The sequence below is a fragment of the Frankia sp. AgKG'84/4 genome (assembly GCF_023242965.2).
Taxonomy (GTDB): Bacteria; Actinomycetota; Actinomycetes; order Frankiales; family Frankiaceae; genus Frankia.
Window position 1 is genome coordinate 1 of sequence record NZ_JALKFU020000086.1, and the last position, 13,875, is coordinate 13,875.

Sequence of the window (13,875 nt, forward strand, 5' to 3'; positions counted from 1 at the left end):
GGGCACGGGCGGCGAAGCGGCGGCGGGCATCGGGACGTCGGGTGTCGCGATGGCCGCCGCGGCTGGGACGCCGGCGTCGACAGGCACCGCGGGCGGGCCGTGGTGGCTGCGGATACCGCTCAGGACGACGTCCACGATCCGAGCGATGCGGGTACCACTCACCTCATGGTCACCGCTCATGTACTGCCGGTATGTCACCGGCCCCACGAGCATGTCGACGACGAGCTCGACATCGACGTCGGCGGCCAGTTCGCCGCTCGCGACACCTCGGCGCAGCAGGTCCGCGGCCCAGCGCCGGCTCGGCTCGAGGACCCGGTCGGAGTAGGTGGCAAACAGCTCGGGATGGGCGGTGCGCTCCGCGGCGAGCTTGGGCATGATCCGTCCAGACAGGGACTGCATGTTGCGCCGCCGCAGGTCGTTGAGCCAGGCCACCAGGTCGTCGCGCAACGAGCCGGTCTCCACGGCCTCGACCTCGTCGGCCAGGGTGTCGAGGGCGTCGACGATCAGGGCGTCCTTCGTCGGCCAGCGCCGGTAGACCGTGGCCTTGCCCACCCCGGCGCCGGCGGCGACCGCTTCCATGGACAGGCGGGTGAATCCGGCCGTGGCCAGTTCGTGCAGGGCGGCGTCGAGAATCGCCTCGTCACAGCGGGGGTCCCGGGGCCGGCCCGGAGCGCGTGAACCGCGAACCCCGGAGGGCACCCGGTCCGCCGGGCGCCGGGGCTGGGAGGGGACCGCGTCCGAGGTCGTCACCCGCCGTGCCGATCGTTCGTGTTGCCCGTCCCGCCGCCGTGCCGGAGCATCCGCATGGATAGGCCACCCGCTACCTGGTCTCGCCGCGCGTTCCTGTCGCATTTCAAGATCAGCATACGTGCCCCTGGCCCCAGATGCATCCGTTAGCCACGCCAGAGCTGCGGCGCGCCGTTCTGTTTCGCGGCCCGTCAGCCGGCTCCCACGAACCCTGGACCTGGGATGTCGGCCTCAACGGCGCGGGCGCGGGGACGATGCGCCGGGATCGAGGCACGCACGCCGCAGCGGTGGCAGCATGGATGGCACGCCGGGACGCCCAGCGCCCGGACGGACGCCTCAGGAGTGCTCATGATCTCGTCAGGCACCGGTTCCCACGAGACCCCCGCTCACGATCAGCCACGCTCGGCGGCCGCGCCGGACCCGGCGGCGACGCTCTACGGCGCGCCGGCCGGAATCGCCCGGCCGCGGCGCGCGCGTTTCACCGTCCGCGATGTCGCGGCGGCGAAACGCCGGGGCGAGAAGTGGTCGATGCTGACCGCGTACGACTTCACCACGGCGGGCATCTTCGACGAGGCGGAGATTCCGGTCCTGTTGGTCGGCGACTCGGCCGCGAACGTCGTCTACGGCTACGACACGACGGTGCCGGTCACGGTCGACGAGCTGATTCCGCTGGTCCGCGCCGTGGTGCGCGGCGCACCGAACGCGATGGTCGTCGCCGATCTGCCCTTCGGCTCCTACCAGGCCGGGCCGGCGCAGGCGTTGGCGACCGCGATTCGGTTCCTGAAGGAGGGCGGGGCGCACGCCGTGAAGCTGGAGGGCGGCGCGCGGGTCGCCCCGGCGGTGGCGGCGCTGGTCGAGGCCGGCATCCCGGTGGTCGGCCATCTGGGCCTGACGCCGCAGAGCATCCATGCCCTCGGCGGCTACCGCGTGCAGGGTCGGGACGAGGCCGGGGAGGTCCTGCTCGCCGACGCGCTGGCGATCGAGGCGGCCGGGGCGTTCGCGGTCGTGCTGGAGGTGGTTCCCGCCGATCTGGCCGCGCGGGTCACCAAGGAGCTGCACATCGCCACCATCGGGATCGGGGCGGGCGTGGACTGCGACGCGCAGGTGCTGGTCTGGCAGGACATGGCCGGGCTGAGCGGCGGGCGGGCGCCCCGTTTCGTGAAGCGCTACGCCGATCTGCGCGCGGGTCTCGGCGCGGCGGCACGGGCCTACCGGGACGAGGTCGGCGCCGGCCAGTACCCGACGGTCGAGCACAGCTACTGAGAGCCGCGGCGGCCGGGCCAGCCGGCGCCATGGCGCCGGACCGAACCCGCGGTGGCGCCAGCGCCAGCCCGGTCAGTCCCGGGCCAGTGCGGCGGCGAGTTCGGTCCGTGCCGCCACCAGCGACGGGCCGTACCAGGTCAACAGCCGTCCGGACACGCAGACCGCGGGGGCGGAGAACGCCTCGGGGCCGTCGTCCGGGCCGAAGGGGTACGGCTCGTCCGGCAGTACCACCAGGTCGTGCGGGGCGACGTCGACCGGGTCGAAGCGCGGGTACCCCGACGGCGAGTCAGCCAGCACGTTGTCCACTCCGAGCCGGCGCAGCACGTCACCGGTGAAGGTGTCCCGGCCGACCGCCATCCACGGCCGCCGCCAGATCGCCACCAGCCCGCGCCGACGCCCGGTCGCAGCCGGGCCGCGCTCGCCGGCCGAGTCCCCGCCGGAACCGCCGCCGGCGGCGGGTGCGTCGGACCAGGCCTGGCAGGCGTCATCGAGCCAGCGGGGCCGGGACAGGCGGCAGGCCAGCCGGAGCATCCGGTCGAGGCTGTCGAGCGCGCCGTCGACGGTGACCGGCGCCGTGACCCACACCGCGAGGCCCGCCGCCCGCAGAGCGGCGAGATCCTCCTCACGGTTCTCCTCCGCGTTGGCGAGGACGACGTCGGGGGCGAGCGCGGCGACCGCCGCAAGGTCGGGGTTCTTCGTGCCCCGCACCCGGGGCACCATCAGGTCGGCCGGGTGGGTGCACCAGTCCGTCGCGCCCACCAGTAGGCCGGGCGCGCTCAGGGCGAGCGACTCGGTGAGACTCGGCACCAGGGACACGACCCGCTCGACGCACGGTGGGACGTCCACCGGCAGTCCCAGGTCGTCCCGGTCGCCCACGATCGTCCCGTCCCGCCCCGTCGAGCCCGCGCCGGTCAGATGTCGGTGACGCGTAGGCCGGCGTGCGCCTTGTACCGGCGGTTGATCGAGATCAGGTTCGCGGTCAGCGCCTCGACCTGGCCGGCGTTGCGCAGCTTGCCGGCGTAGACGCCGCGCATGCCGGGGATCCGCTCGGCGAGCGCCGCAACCAGGTCGGTGGCGGTCCGGTCGTCGCCGAGCACGAGGACGTCAGTGTCGATCGTGTCGACCGACTCGTCGGCGAGCAGCACGGCGGAGACGTGGTGGAACGCGGCGACCACGGTGCTGTCCGGCAGGACGGCCGCGGCCTGTTGCGCCGCGCTGCCCTCGGGTACCGACAGCGCGAACGCGCCGCCCTTGTCGAAGCCCATCGGGTTGACGCAGTCGATCACGATCTTCCCGGCGAGCGGCTCACGCAGGGACTCGAGGGTCTCCCGGTGCCCCTCCCACGGGACGGCGATGATGATGACGTCCGCCCGCGTGGCGACCGTCTCGTTGTCCGCGCCCTCGATCCGCCGGCCCGGGCCGGCGAGCTTGGCGGCGGCCTCCTGGCCACGCTCGGTCGAGCGGGAGCCGATCAGGACGAGGTGGCCGGCAGCGGCGAGGCGCAGTCCAAGGCCACCGCCCTGCGGTCCGGATCCACCGAGAATGCCGACTGTGAGGGCCGGAACGTCGGGAAGTGCAGGCTGCGTCGAGGTCACGTCGCCATCCTGCCCGACTTGGCGGTCCGACGCCCGCTTCGATGACGGGCGGTGAACTCCGCCGCGCCGCGGCCCCGGACAGTCGGAGCCGGATCGTTCACCCTCCGCCGCGACGCCGCGAAAAGGACCCACCCCCTCGCGGGCGGTCGCCGGCAATAGGGGACTATGCATGAACAACGGGACAGCTACGGGTTTGACCGATTTACGCCTGACCGGTCGGGGTCGCGGGCGGGTCGGGGGGATCCCGCGCCCGTCGCTACCGGCAGAGGAGCGCATCGAGTGACAGAAAGCTACAGCCCTTGGGCCGCAACGGTCGGTGAACGGCCGATCGCGCCCAGCGAAGTATCAGGGCAGCCCGGCAACCCCGGACGTGCATTGGTCGCAGATGGGCCGTACCGTTCCGTTTCACACGCATCGAGCAGATCTTCCGATTCAGGTGAAAGAGGTCGAGCAATGGCGGACGTGTCGGTTCGCTTCGCGATGACGAACGACAGCGAAGTGGTGCTGAACCTGTCGCTGCCGCAGGCACTGCGCCTGATGGAGGCGATCGCCCGCAAGGTGGGCGAGACACTGGCCGAACGCAGCACCCAGGCCGTCGGCGGCGTCGGCGGTGTGCCGACATCGGCGCCGTCGAACGGGATGCCCAGCCTCGGGCCGTACACCCCGTCCTGAGCTGGCCCCTCTGATCACGAGAAAATCCAGAGGCCGGTCGGGAGTCATCCCGGGAGGCCGGGAAAGTTCGTCCGCGCACGCGGCGGCACGACGGGTTTCTCGACTGCACGACTGCACGACTGCACCTGCCACGACACACGCGTCATCCCGCGCAGGCCAGCGGCAGGTGTCCTGCGTTATCAGGGCAGTGCTCAAGGCAGGGCGCTGCTCAGGGCAGGGCATACCGCGGCGCCGGGACCGGGCGCCGGGGACCGGGTCGGCGGGGTCGCGCCGAAGCGGCCGGCCGGACCGGGGAATCGTCAGTGCCTCGAGACCGGGGCGGCAAGGTTGATCTGGTCCCCATCCGCCGGCCGCACCCCGGGAATCCAACCCCCCGCCGACGCGAGTCCGTTCGCGCCGAGCGCACGGGGATGTGAGGTCGCGTACACCTCCCGAAGTCGGTCCACCGTGACCAACGTGTAGATCTGCGTCGTACTGACCGAGGCGTGGCCCAGCAGCTCCTGCACGACCCGCACGTCCGCTCCCCCGTCGAGCAGGTGGGTGGCGAAGGAGTGCCGCAGGACATGCGGCGAGACACCGTCGACGCCGGCCACCGCGGCGGCCGTGCGCAGCACCGTCCACGCGCTCTGCCGGGACAGCCGGTTACCCCGCCGGGACAGGAAGACCGCAGCGTCCGACCGAGGGGCCGCCAGGACCGGTCGGGCGACCCGCAGGTAGTCCGTCATCGCGTTCACCGCGCACCGGCCCAGCGGAACAACGCGGTCCCGGCCGCCCTTGCCGTGCAGGCGGACCGCCGCGCCATCCAGATCCAGATCGTCGACATCGAGCCCGACGGCCTCGGAGATGCGCGCGCCAGTGCCGTACAACAGTTCCAGCAGGGCCGAGGCGCGCAGCCGGCGAGCGCCCTCGGCCGGGTCCGCAGCTGCCCGCGCACCATCAGCGGCCGCGCTGCCTTCGTTCACCTCACCCTCGGTCGCCGGTGCGGCTGCCGGGCCGGACGCGGCGGCGAGGACGGCGATCACCTGGTCCACGGTGAGGGCCTTGGGCAGCCGGCGGGGCGGCACCGGCGGGCGTACCGGCCGGGACACGTCCTCGCTCACGTCGCCCTCGTCGGCGGCGAAACGGTGCAGCGACCGGACCGCGACGAGCATGCGGGCCACCGACGCCGCCGCGAGCGGCGGGTGCGCGTCGTCCCCGGCGCGCAGCGCGGCCGCGAATCCGGCAACCTCCGCCTCACCCACCGCGTCCAATGAGGACAGGCCGTGCGCGCGGAGATGGTCGAGGTATCGGCGCAGATCCCGGCGGTAGGCGAGGACCGAGTTGTGGGCCAGCCCACGTTCACCCTCGAGGTGGTGAAGATAACGCGCGATCACGTGTCCGGGCGTTCCCACCGGCGCCGCACCGACGGGATCGTGCACCGCGCCGGCCAGCCCCGTCGACAGCCGCCCGGCCTCTTCTCCGCGCAGCGGCGCTCGCGCGCGTGCCGGTGTCGACCGCCGCGCCGGCCCGCCTGGCAAGGGCGGAACCGCGGGGGTACGTGTCCGAAAGGACTCGTCGCCGTCGGGCGCTTCCATCATCAAACTGATAGTAGGTCCTGCCCGTCGTTCTCGGTGGGCGCCTATCCACATGCAGCGATTCCGCGGCTATTCTGGCGTCCTGTGCGGACGGACACCGGTTCGTCACGTCCCACCGCACGGTTGGGGGTCACCATCGCCGCCGTCATCACGGGCACCGATCCCGTCGGGTCTGTCCGGCGTAGTGCCCTGCTGCTCGGCCTCGCCCTGCTGGTGGGGCTGAGCGCGCTCGCGGCCTGCGGTGGGCATGACAGCGAGCCCGGCGCGGCGTTGCCCGCCGCCCAGCCCGGCGCCGCGAGGGGCGGCCCCACCTCAGCTGCCGCCACACCGGACCCGGCCGCGAACGACTCCCCGTCCGCCGCCACCGCCACGGTGGCGGCGTACTTCCGGGAGATCAACGATGCCAGCCGAGGTGGCCGGGTCGCCACGACCGGGACGACCGCACTCGCCGGCTGCCAGCCCTGCGCGATCGACGTGGGCGCCACCCGCTCGCTGCAGCAGCGCGGCCTGCACGCCGACGGGACCGTATACCAGGTCTCCGACCTGTCCACACCGCCCCGGGTCGGCCTGGTCACCACCACGACCTTCGCCGTGCAAACCAACGCCGTGGGCCTGCTCGACGCCGCCGGGCGGCACGTCTCCGACGCCGCGGGAGTGCCCACCCGGTACGGGACGGCGCAGCTCGCGCTCACCGCACACGGATGGCGCATCTCGTCGCTGCGGTACGCGTCGGCGCCGGCATGACCCGACGCGAACGCCGACAGATCGGCGTCGGAGCCGGAGCCGGAGCCGGAGCCGGCCGGGGGTGCGGTCGGCTGCCACGCCTGCTGATGGTGCTCGCGGTGGCCTTCGTGCTGGCCGGTGTCGGCGCCCTGCCGCTCCCGGGGCCGGGCAGCGAGCTGACAACGGCCGGCCGGGCGGTCGCGGCGCCGGTCGTGGGGTCCGGCACGACCTGCGTGGGGGCGCTGTGGGGCAGCTGCGACACCCGGGCGACCGCCGACGGCTACCAGTACCGGTACTCCAACGGGACGCTGGAACGGGTCCCGTTGGATACCGGCGGCCAGGACGGCACGCGGCGGACGAACTGCGGACAGGACTGCCCGGACGACCCGGCCGCGGTCTGCGACCTGCTCGAAGCCGTCGGGCCGGACCCGACGATGACCGCGGCGGAACGGGCGCAGTTCGACCAGGCGACGGCGGGCTGCGACAACGTCCTGATCCCGGACGCCGCCGCGGTGCCGCTCGCCGACGTGCAGGCCGAGCTCCTCGACTACCTGCGGGAGAGACTCCTACCCAAACCGTCCATCGTGATCGCCCCATCCGGCCGCAGCTTCGCGAACCTCGCCACGATCCTCTACTCACCGGTGCCGGACTCGTTCACCTTCAACGTCGACCAGCCGGTTGTCGCCACGATCAGCGCGGTCCCGCACTACCACTGGGACTTCGGTGACGGTGCCGTCGGACCCGACGCGCCCGGCCGGCCGTACGACTCGGCGATCTCACCCCGGGACCACCCCGACGCGTACGTGACGCACAAGTACGCTCGGCCGGGCCAGTTCCAGGTCGCCCTCACCGTCACCTGGAACGGCACGTTCACCCTGCCGGGCGTCGCCCAGGCGTTCCCGTTGGACGCGGTGAACCTCGCCGCCGCGCAGCCCCTCGCCGTCCAGGAGGCAGCGGGCGTCCTGGTTCACAACGACTAGCCCGCGCTGTCGGCCTGTCGGCCGACCCTGGCCCGCATGCCGGCGCCCGGGAGCCGACTCAGCCGCTGTGGGCGGGGCGGCCCGGCCAGGGCGTGTCGGTCGGGCGCAGGCCGGCGAAGCCGTCGGCCCGGGAGCGCACGGTCGCCAGCAGGCCGATGACCGCCATGGCATTGGTGATCTCACCGCGCAGCACCCTGGCGACAGCTTCGTCGAGGTCGACGCGGGCAAGGCCCATGTCCGCCTCCTCGTGCTCCGCCACATGCCGTTCGGCGACGGGAATCTCGCTCAGACCGCGGGCCAGGAAGATCCGGTAGGCCTCATCGGTCATCCCCGGCGAGGACCACACGTCGACGAGCACGTCGAATCGTTCGGCGCGCAGCGCCGTCTCCTCGGCGAGCTCCCGCGCGGCGGCCAGGGAGGCCGGTTCCCCGGGCACGTCGAGGATGCCGGCGGGCAGCTCCCACAGCGGACCTCCGACGGGATGGCGGTACTGGTGCACCAGCACGACCTGCCCGGCCTCGTCGAGCGCGACGACCCCGACGGCGCCGGGATGCACCACGACGTCGCGCTGGGAGACGTCGCCGTCGGGCATGCTGACCTGGTCACGGCGTACGGCGATGATCCGCCCCTGATAGCCGAGCTGGCTCTCGGTGACTTCGTAACGGTGGCCGGACGTGGTCATTTCGCGACCAGCGCCCCGGTTCCGTTGGCCGTGGCCGCGGATCCCGCCCGGCCCGTGCCCGCCCCCGAGGCGCGGCGGGCGGCGACCCGTCCCGGCCCGGTGGGACCGCCAGGCTGGGAGCCCGCGTTCTCCTCCGCGGCGAGTTCGGTCGTCGGCGCCGTCGCGCCCTGCGACACCGACCCGTTGGCCCCCGCCCCCGAGCCGCCGGGCGCGCCGGACGGCGTGTCATCACCGGGCAGCGTGTCCTCGGGCCTCAGCTCGACGGGCAGCACACCACGACGGCGGTCGGCGTGCACGAGGGCTGCGGCGACGAGGCCGCGGAACAGCGGGTGCGCCCGCGTCGGCCGGGACCGGAACTCCGGATGCGCCTGGGTGCCGACGTAGTACGGGTGCACGTCGGCCGGCAGCTCGACGACCTCGACCAGCCGGCCGTCCGGGGAGGTACCGGAGAACACCAGCCCGGCGGCGGACAGCCGGTCGCGGTAGTCGTTGTTCACCTCGTACCGGTGGCGGTGCCGCTCGGCCACCTCCGGCACGCCGTACGCGCCGCGGGCCACCGAGCCGGCGCTGAGCACGCAGGTGTAGAGACCGAGGCGCATCGTCCCGCCCATGTCCCGGGTGCCGGCGACGACCTCGTGCTGATCCGCCATCGTCGAGATCACCGGGTGCGGCGTCTGCGCCTCGAACTCGGTGGAGTTCGCGCCGGGCAGGCCGGCGACATGCCGGGCGGCCTCGATGACCATGCACTGCAGGCCGAGGCAGATGCCGAGCGTCGGGATGGCGTTCTCCCGGGCGTGGCGCAGCGCGCTGAGCTTGCCTTCGATGCCCCGCACGCCGAAACCGCCCGGAACGATGATTCCGTCGACGCCCTCGAGCAGTGCGGCGGCCCGTTGCGGGGAGTCGCACTCATCCGAGGTGATCCAACGCAGCTCCACCCGGGTGTCGGTGGCGAACGCCCCGGCGCGCAGCGCCTCCGTCACCGACAGGTAGGCGTCGGGCAGATCAACGTACTTCCCGACAATCCCGATCGTGGCCGTGTTCGCCGGCTGGTGCACCCGGCGCAGCAGCAGGTCCCACTCGGTCCAGTCGACGTCGCGGAACGACAGCCCCAGTCGGCGCACGACGTAGGCGTCGAGGCCCTCCCGGTGCAGCACCCGGGGGATGTCGTAGATCGAGCTAGCGTCCGGTGCCCCGACGACCGCCTCGTCGTCGACGTCGCACATCATGGCGATCTTCTTCTTCAGCGACTCCGGCAGCGGTCGGTCCGACCGGCACACCACGGCGTCGGGCTGCAGACCAATGCTGCGCAGCGCGGCGACCGAGTGCTGCGTCGGCTTGGTCTTCAGCTCACCCGACGGCGCCAGGTACGGCACGAGACTCACGTGCACCGTCAGGGCGTTGTCCCGGCCGACCTCGTGGCGGACCTGGCGGATGGCCTCCAGGTAGGGCAACGACTCGATGTCGCCGACCGTGCCGCCGACCTCGGTGATCACGACGTCGACGCTGTCGTTCGCGAGGCGGCGGATCCGGTCCTTGATCTCGTCGGTGATGTGCGGGACGACCTGCACCGTCTGGCCGAGGTAGTCGCCGCGCCGCTCCCGGGCGATGACCGCCGAGTAGACCTGCCCGGTCGTGACGTTCGCGCTGCCGTCGAGGTTCACGTCGAGGAACCGTTCGTAATGACCGATGTCCAGGTCGGTCTCGGCGCCGTCATCGGTGACGAACACCTCACCGTGCTGGAACGGGTTCATCGTGCCCGGGTCGACGTTGAGGTACGGGTCGAGCTTCTGCATCGTCACCCGCAGGCCGCGTGCCTTCAACAACCGGCCGAGGCTGGAGGCGGTCAGCCCCTTGCCCAGGCTGGAGGCAACTCCGCCGGTGACGAAAATGTGCTTGGTGACATGCGCCTGGCCCACACGAGACTCCCGTGGTCATGCCGCCGGTCCGGACCCGACGCCTCCACGGGACTTCACGGTAACAGCTATCCGTCGGCCCGCTCGCGGCAGATCACTGCCCCGACCGGGAAAAATGGTCGGTGGCATGACCCGGACCGACCGGTGCCCCCTGTCCCATCGCGGCGTTGATCAGGCAGTTCTGATGAACAGATCGGCTGGCGGTTGGCTGTAGGGGTTGCGGCGGGGGCGGCGCAGAGGGTCGATGCGACGCGGAGGAATAAGCGTGGGTCGCTGGTCCTCGGCGAAGACGATCTCCCAGCCCTCGCGGTGGACCCGGCGGTGATGCTCGGGGCACAGCAACACCAAATTGTGCGGCGCCGTGACGCCCCCGCGGGTCCAGTGAACGACGTGATGGCAGTCTGTCCAGCTGGGCGGCCGATCACAGCCGGCGAAGACGCAGCCGCGGTCGCGGACGGCGACGGCGCGGCGCACGTGAGGCGGGATTGTCCGGGTTGTGCGTCCCACGTCGAGGGGGATCCCCTCGGGGTCGAGCACGATGCGGCTGATGGCCGCGTCGCAGCTCAGCCGTGCCAGCAGGCTGCGGGGCAGCGGCATGCCCCAGTTCGTGGAGGCCGGCTCGGAGCCGGATCCGACGAGGGTGGCCCAGGGAATCATGACGCTCAGGTGCGGTCGGGTGCCTCCGGACGAGGGCACCGCGTCGGCGCTCAGTGCCAGGCTGACCAGGTCGATCAGTGCGTCGGCGCGGCGGCGGGCAGGGCTGCGCTGGTCGGATGGGTCGTTCTCGCCGGGTCGCGGCGCGGCCAGTTGATCCAGCGCGGTCCGCAGCAGCGCGGCGCCCTCCGCGTCGAGTTCTCCGTTGAGCAGGGCCGTGCCCGCGGCGGTGTCGGTCAGGGTCAACTCGCGCACCGCGGCCGGATCCGGCCCGCGGTCGGTGAGCCCACCGAGACCTGGCCTGGCGGCTTCGGGGTTGGGGTCGCTGGCCGCAGACCGGCCCGAGTCGTTGTGCTCATCGGAGCGGCTGTCGGCGCGCGGATCGGCACCGCCGGGTGACGGGTCGACGGCGGTGAGCCGCTCGCGCAGGCGGGCGGCGAGTTTGACCAGCTGGTACTGGTCGAGCACGCTGGCCTGGTCGAGCAGGAACTGCTCGACGGCGCCGCGTTGTTCGTCGTCGACCTCCCGGGGCAGCCGGCGCAGCGCCTGACAGATCACCCAGGCGTGTTCCGCGCTGATCTCCCCCGCGGCCAACGCCTGCCCGGTCGCCCGGCATGGGCCTTCCACCGTGGCTCGGGCGAGGCCCACTCTGCGGCGAGCCTCGGTAGGCGTGAGCACGAGCCGCCCGCGCAGCCACTCGGCGAGATCGCTGGCTCCGTGGCGCACGGCGAAGCCGCGATCCCGTGCCTCGGCCAGCGCCTGGCCGCGCACCGCCGTCATCCGCGCCGCCAGCTCGTGCAGGACCACTATCGCCTGTTCGATCTCGCCGTCGCTCAGGCGCCGCATCTCCTCGTTCAGGATCCTGTCGACCTGCACGCCGATAACCCCCAGCCGACGCGTCAGCGCGCAGCCGTCGTCAACCCGCGGCCCCGGGGCAGGGTGAGCGCCGATCTCCTCATCGATGACCATGTCAGGACCGTAGATCCGCCAGCCCGGAGCATCGAACACATGTTTGCCTCTGTGGATAGCGCACCCCCCATACCCGGCGAGCCTGTGGACAGGCCCCCGGACCGGCGGACATCGCACGGCGACCCGCGCCGCGGGATGCGGGATGCGGGATGCGGGCGACGACCTGGCACTCGGGACGCCCTGTCCGCTCAGAGCGCCCAGGTCGGCGTCCACACCGCGCCGGCGGGCCGGACGACCCGCGCGGCATTGGCGGCGCTCAGGTGGTCGAGCAGTGCCCGCAGGGCCGGATGCGGGTTGTCAGGCCGCCAGATCACCGAGTGCGGATAGACCGGCGTCGGGTCGCGCAACGGGATGCGGCGCAGGTCGTAACGGGCCGGCCAGACGAGTCTGGTCCCCTCGCCGACGAGGCTCGCCAGCGACGCGGCGTCGGCGACCGCCTCCAGCAGGTGTTCGGTGCCGAAGTTCGGGCCGATCGCGTCGATGCCGAGGCCGAAGGCGGTGGCGAGCTCGGCGTAGTAGGCGCCCCACTCGGTGCCGGGCAGGATGCCGGGGATCCACAGCCGGTGACCCACGAGCTGTGCCGGCGTGACCGCCCGGGCCGCCGCCAGCGGATGTCCGGGGCCGGTGAGCAGCTGGTGGGGCTCGTCCAGGATCCGCCGCACGTCAACGTCCCGCAGGTCGTCGACGGCCGTGGCCGGACTGGTCGAGGGTGCCCCGACGGCACGGAACGCGGCGTCGATCGTTCCGGCGCGGATGGCGGCAACGGCCGTGTCGGTACCGGACTCGGCAAGGGTGACGACATCGAGCTCGATGTCCGGATGCGCGCTGTGGAACTCGCGCAGCAGCGTCGCTGTCGCGATCCGCCGGTTGATGACCTCGACGCGCAGGGCCCGGCGGCCCGGGCGGACGCAGGCACGGGCGCGTTCCGCCGCGCGCAGCAGCTCACGGGCATGCGGCAGGAACGCCTGTCCGTCAATGGTGAGTTCGGCGCCGCGCGCCGTGCGGGTGAACAACCGCACGGAGAGGTCCTTCTCGAGCGCGGCCACCCGCTTGGAGACGGCCTGCTGAGTGAGCGACAGCTCGGCGGCGGCCTGCTGGAACTGCCCCGTCCGCGCGACGGCGATGACGGTGCGCACCGCAGCCAAGTCCACCAGAGCATGGTAGCGGTCGCTGAACAACCACTGGTTGTACGAATCTGACCAGAAGTTGTTTGATCTGCAGCGTCCCCGCAGGTTGGGATGGCCGCTGCCAACCAATAGTTGTCCAACCAAGCGAGACGCGGGGTGCGATGGGATGGCGGACGAACGCCGGCTGGGCCGGCGGTTCGGGTGGCTGTGGGCGGCCTACGGGATCTCGGCGGTCGGCACCTGGCTGGCGTTCGACGCCTTCCCGCTGATCGCGATCACCGTGCTGCATGTCGGGCCGGGCGCCGTCTCGGCCATGGCGGCCGCCGGGCTCGCGGCCGGGGCGATGGTGGCGCTGCCGCTCGGCCCCTGGGTGGAGTTCCGACGCAAGCGTCCGGTGATGATGGCGATGGACCTCGCCCGCTTCGTGGCGGTCCTCAGCGTTCCGGTGGCGTACGCGCTCGGCCGGCTCGGTTTCGGGCAGCTGCTCGTCGTCTCGTCCGTCGTCGCCGCCGCCGACATCGCGTTCACCGCGGCCGCCGGGGCGTTTCTGAAGGGCCTGCTCGCCGGCCCGGATCTGCTCGCCGCCAATGCGCGGCTCGAGGCGACGACGTGGCTGGCCACAACGGTCGCGCCGCCGCTGGGAGGGGCGGCGATCGCCGTGTTCGGCCCGGTCGCGACGGTGCTGGCGAACGCGGCCAGCTACCTGCTCTCCGCCCTGGGGCTGCGGGCGGTCGGTGCCGGCGAACCGCCCCCGGCCCGCCCCACGAACTCGCGGAGCGCACGCCGATCAGGCCGGGGAGCCTCGTCGGCGGCACCCCTGCAGCCCGCGTGGCCCGCGCCCCAGCAGGCGGCCGCGGGGGGGGCCCCCCACGGGGCGGCCCCGCCCCCCCCCCCCCGCGCGGGGGCACAGGCCCCCGGGGGGGGCCCCCGCCGGAGCCACCCCCCCCGGGGGCGCGGGGTGGTGCACGTGGGCGCG

At 73.0% G+C, this 13,875-nt stretch carries 13 protein-coding genes; 5 read left to right on the plus strand and 8 right to left on the minus strand.

Annotated features, from left to right (window positions below; all coding sequences use genetic code 11):
* Nucleotides 1-750 (minus strand): TetR/AcrR family transcriptional regulator (locus tag MXD58_RS08410; RefSeq protein WP_250609166.1); only part of this gene is annotated, 750 nt, incomplete at its 3' end.
* A gap of 345 nt (nucleotides 751-1,095) precedes the next feature.
* On the opposite strand from MXD58_RS08410, the gene panB reads away from it, so the two are divergent.
* The gene (panB, locus tag MXD58_RS08415; protein ID WP_284678060.1) at nucleotides 1,096-2,010 is read left to right on the plus strand and encodes a 3-methyl-2-oxobutanoate hydroxymethyltransferase; all 915 of its coding nucleotides are present in this window, start codon (nucleotides 1,096-1,098) and stop codon (nucleotides 2,008-2,010) included.
* 72 nt (nucleotides 2,011-2,082) lie between these two features.
* Here the strand turns inward: panB and MXD58_RS08420 are convergent, their stop codons facing one another.
* Both MXD58_RS08420 and npdG read right to left on the minus strand, forming a co-directional pair.
* Complete coding sequence (locus MXD58_RS08420) at nucleotides 2,083-2,886, minus strand: helical backbone metal receptor (protein ID WP_308301928.1); 804 nt, start codon at nucleotides 2,884-2,886, stop codon at nucleotides 2,083-2,085.
* 35 nt (nucleotides 2,887-2,921) lie between these two features.
* Entirely contained in the window at nucleotides 2,922-3,605 is a 684-nt protein-coding gene (npdG, locus tag MXD58_RS08425; RefSeq protein ID WP_248837174.1) for an NADPH-dependent F420 reductase, read from the minus strand.
* A gap of 453 nt (nucleotides 3,606-4,058) precedes the next feature.
* Here npdG and MXD58_RS08430 point away from each other — a divergent pair, with 453 nt between their 5' ends.
* Nucleotides 4,059-4,277, plus strand: a complete 219-nt coding sequence (locus tag MXD58_RS08430) for a hypothetical protein (RefSeq protein ID WP_009742848.1) — start codon at nucleotides 4,059-4,061, stop codon at nucleotides 4,275-4,277.
* Between the two features lie 299 nt (nucleotides 4,278-4,576).
* Here the strand turns inward: MXD58_RS08430 and MXD58_RS08435 are convergent, their stop codons facing one another.
* Nucleotides 4,577-5,794: a tyrosine recombinase gene (locus MXD58_RS08435; protein WP_250609167.1), complete on the minus strand. Its 1,218-nt coding sequence runs from the start codon at nucleotides 5,792-5,794 to the stop codon at nucleotides 4,577-4,579.
* Between the two features lie 180 nt (nucleotides 5,795-5,974).
* Here MXD58_RS08435 and MXD58_RS08440 point away from each other — a divergent pair, with 180 nt between their 5' ends.
* Together MXD58_RS08440 and MXD58_RS08445 are read left to right on the plus strand one after the other, a co-directional pair.
* On the plus strand, nucleotides 5,975-6,595 hold the full coding sequence (locus tag MXD58_RS08440; protein WP_250609168.1) for a hypothetical protein: 621 nt from the start codon (nucleotides 5,975-5,977) through the stop codon (nucleotides 6,593-6,595).
* A gap of 86 nt (nucleotides 6,596-6,681) precedes the next feature.
* Nucleotides 6,682-7,554, plus strand: coding sequence for a PKD domain-containing protein (locus MXD58_RS08445; RefSeq protein WP_248837171.1), 873 nt, complete (start codon nucleotides 6,682-6,684; stop codon nucleotides 7,552-7,554).
* Nucleotides 7,555-7,612: 58 nt separating this feature from the next.
* Here MXD58_RS08445 and MXD58_RS08450 read toward each other — a convergent pair whose 3' ends face one another.
* The 4 genes from MXD58_RS08450 to MXD58_RS08465 form a co-directional block, all read right to left on the minus strand.
* Nucleotides 7,613-8,236 carry an NUDIX domain-containing protein gene (locus MXD58_RS08450; protein WP_248837170.1) on the minus strand — a complete coding sequence of 208 codons (624 nt, stop codon included), beginning with the start codon at nucleotides 8,234-8,236 and terminating at the stop codon, nucleotides 7,613-7,615.
* The gene (pyrG, locus tag MXD58_RS08455; RefSeq protein WP_248837169.1) at nucleotides 8,233-10,152 is read right to left on the minus strand and encodes a CTP synthase; all 1,920 of its coding nucleotides are present in this window, start codon (nucleotides 10,150-10,152) and stop codon (nucleotides 8,233-8,235) included. The genes MXD58_RS08450 and pyrG overlap by 4 nt, the downstream gene beginning before the upstream one ends.
* A gap of 168 nt (nucleotides 10,153-10,320) precedes the next feature.
* Nucleotides 10,321-11,772, minus strand: a complete 1,452-nt coding sequence (locus MXD58_RS08460) for an HNH endonuclease signature motif containing protein (protein ID WP_248837168.1) — start codon at nucleotides 11,770-11,772, stop codon at nucleotides 10,321-10,323.
* 188 nt (nucleotides 11,773-11,960) lie between these two features.
* The gene (locus MXD58_RS08465; RefSeq protein ID WP_250609169.1) at nucleotides 11,961-12,908 is read right to left on the minus strand and encodes a LysR family transcriptional regulator; all 948 of its coding nucleotides are present in this window, start codon (nucleotides 12,906-12,908) and stop codon (nucleotides 11,961-11,963) included.
* 157 nt (nucleotides 12,909-13,065) lie between these two features.
* Here MXD58_RS08465 and MXD58_RS08470 point away from each other — a divergent pair.
* A partial coding sequence (locus MXD58_RS08470) for an MFS transporter (protein ID WP_374615823.1) occupies nucleotides 13,066-13,875 on the plus strand: 810 nt, incomplete at its 3' end.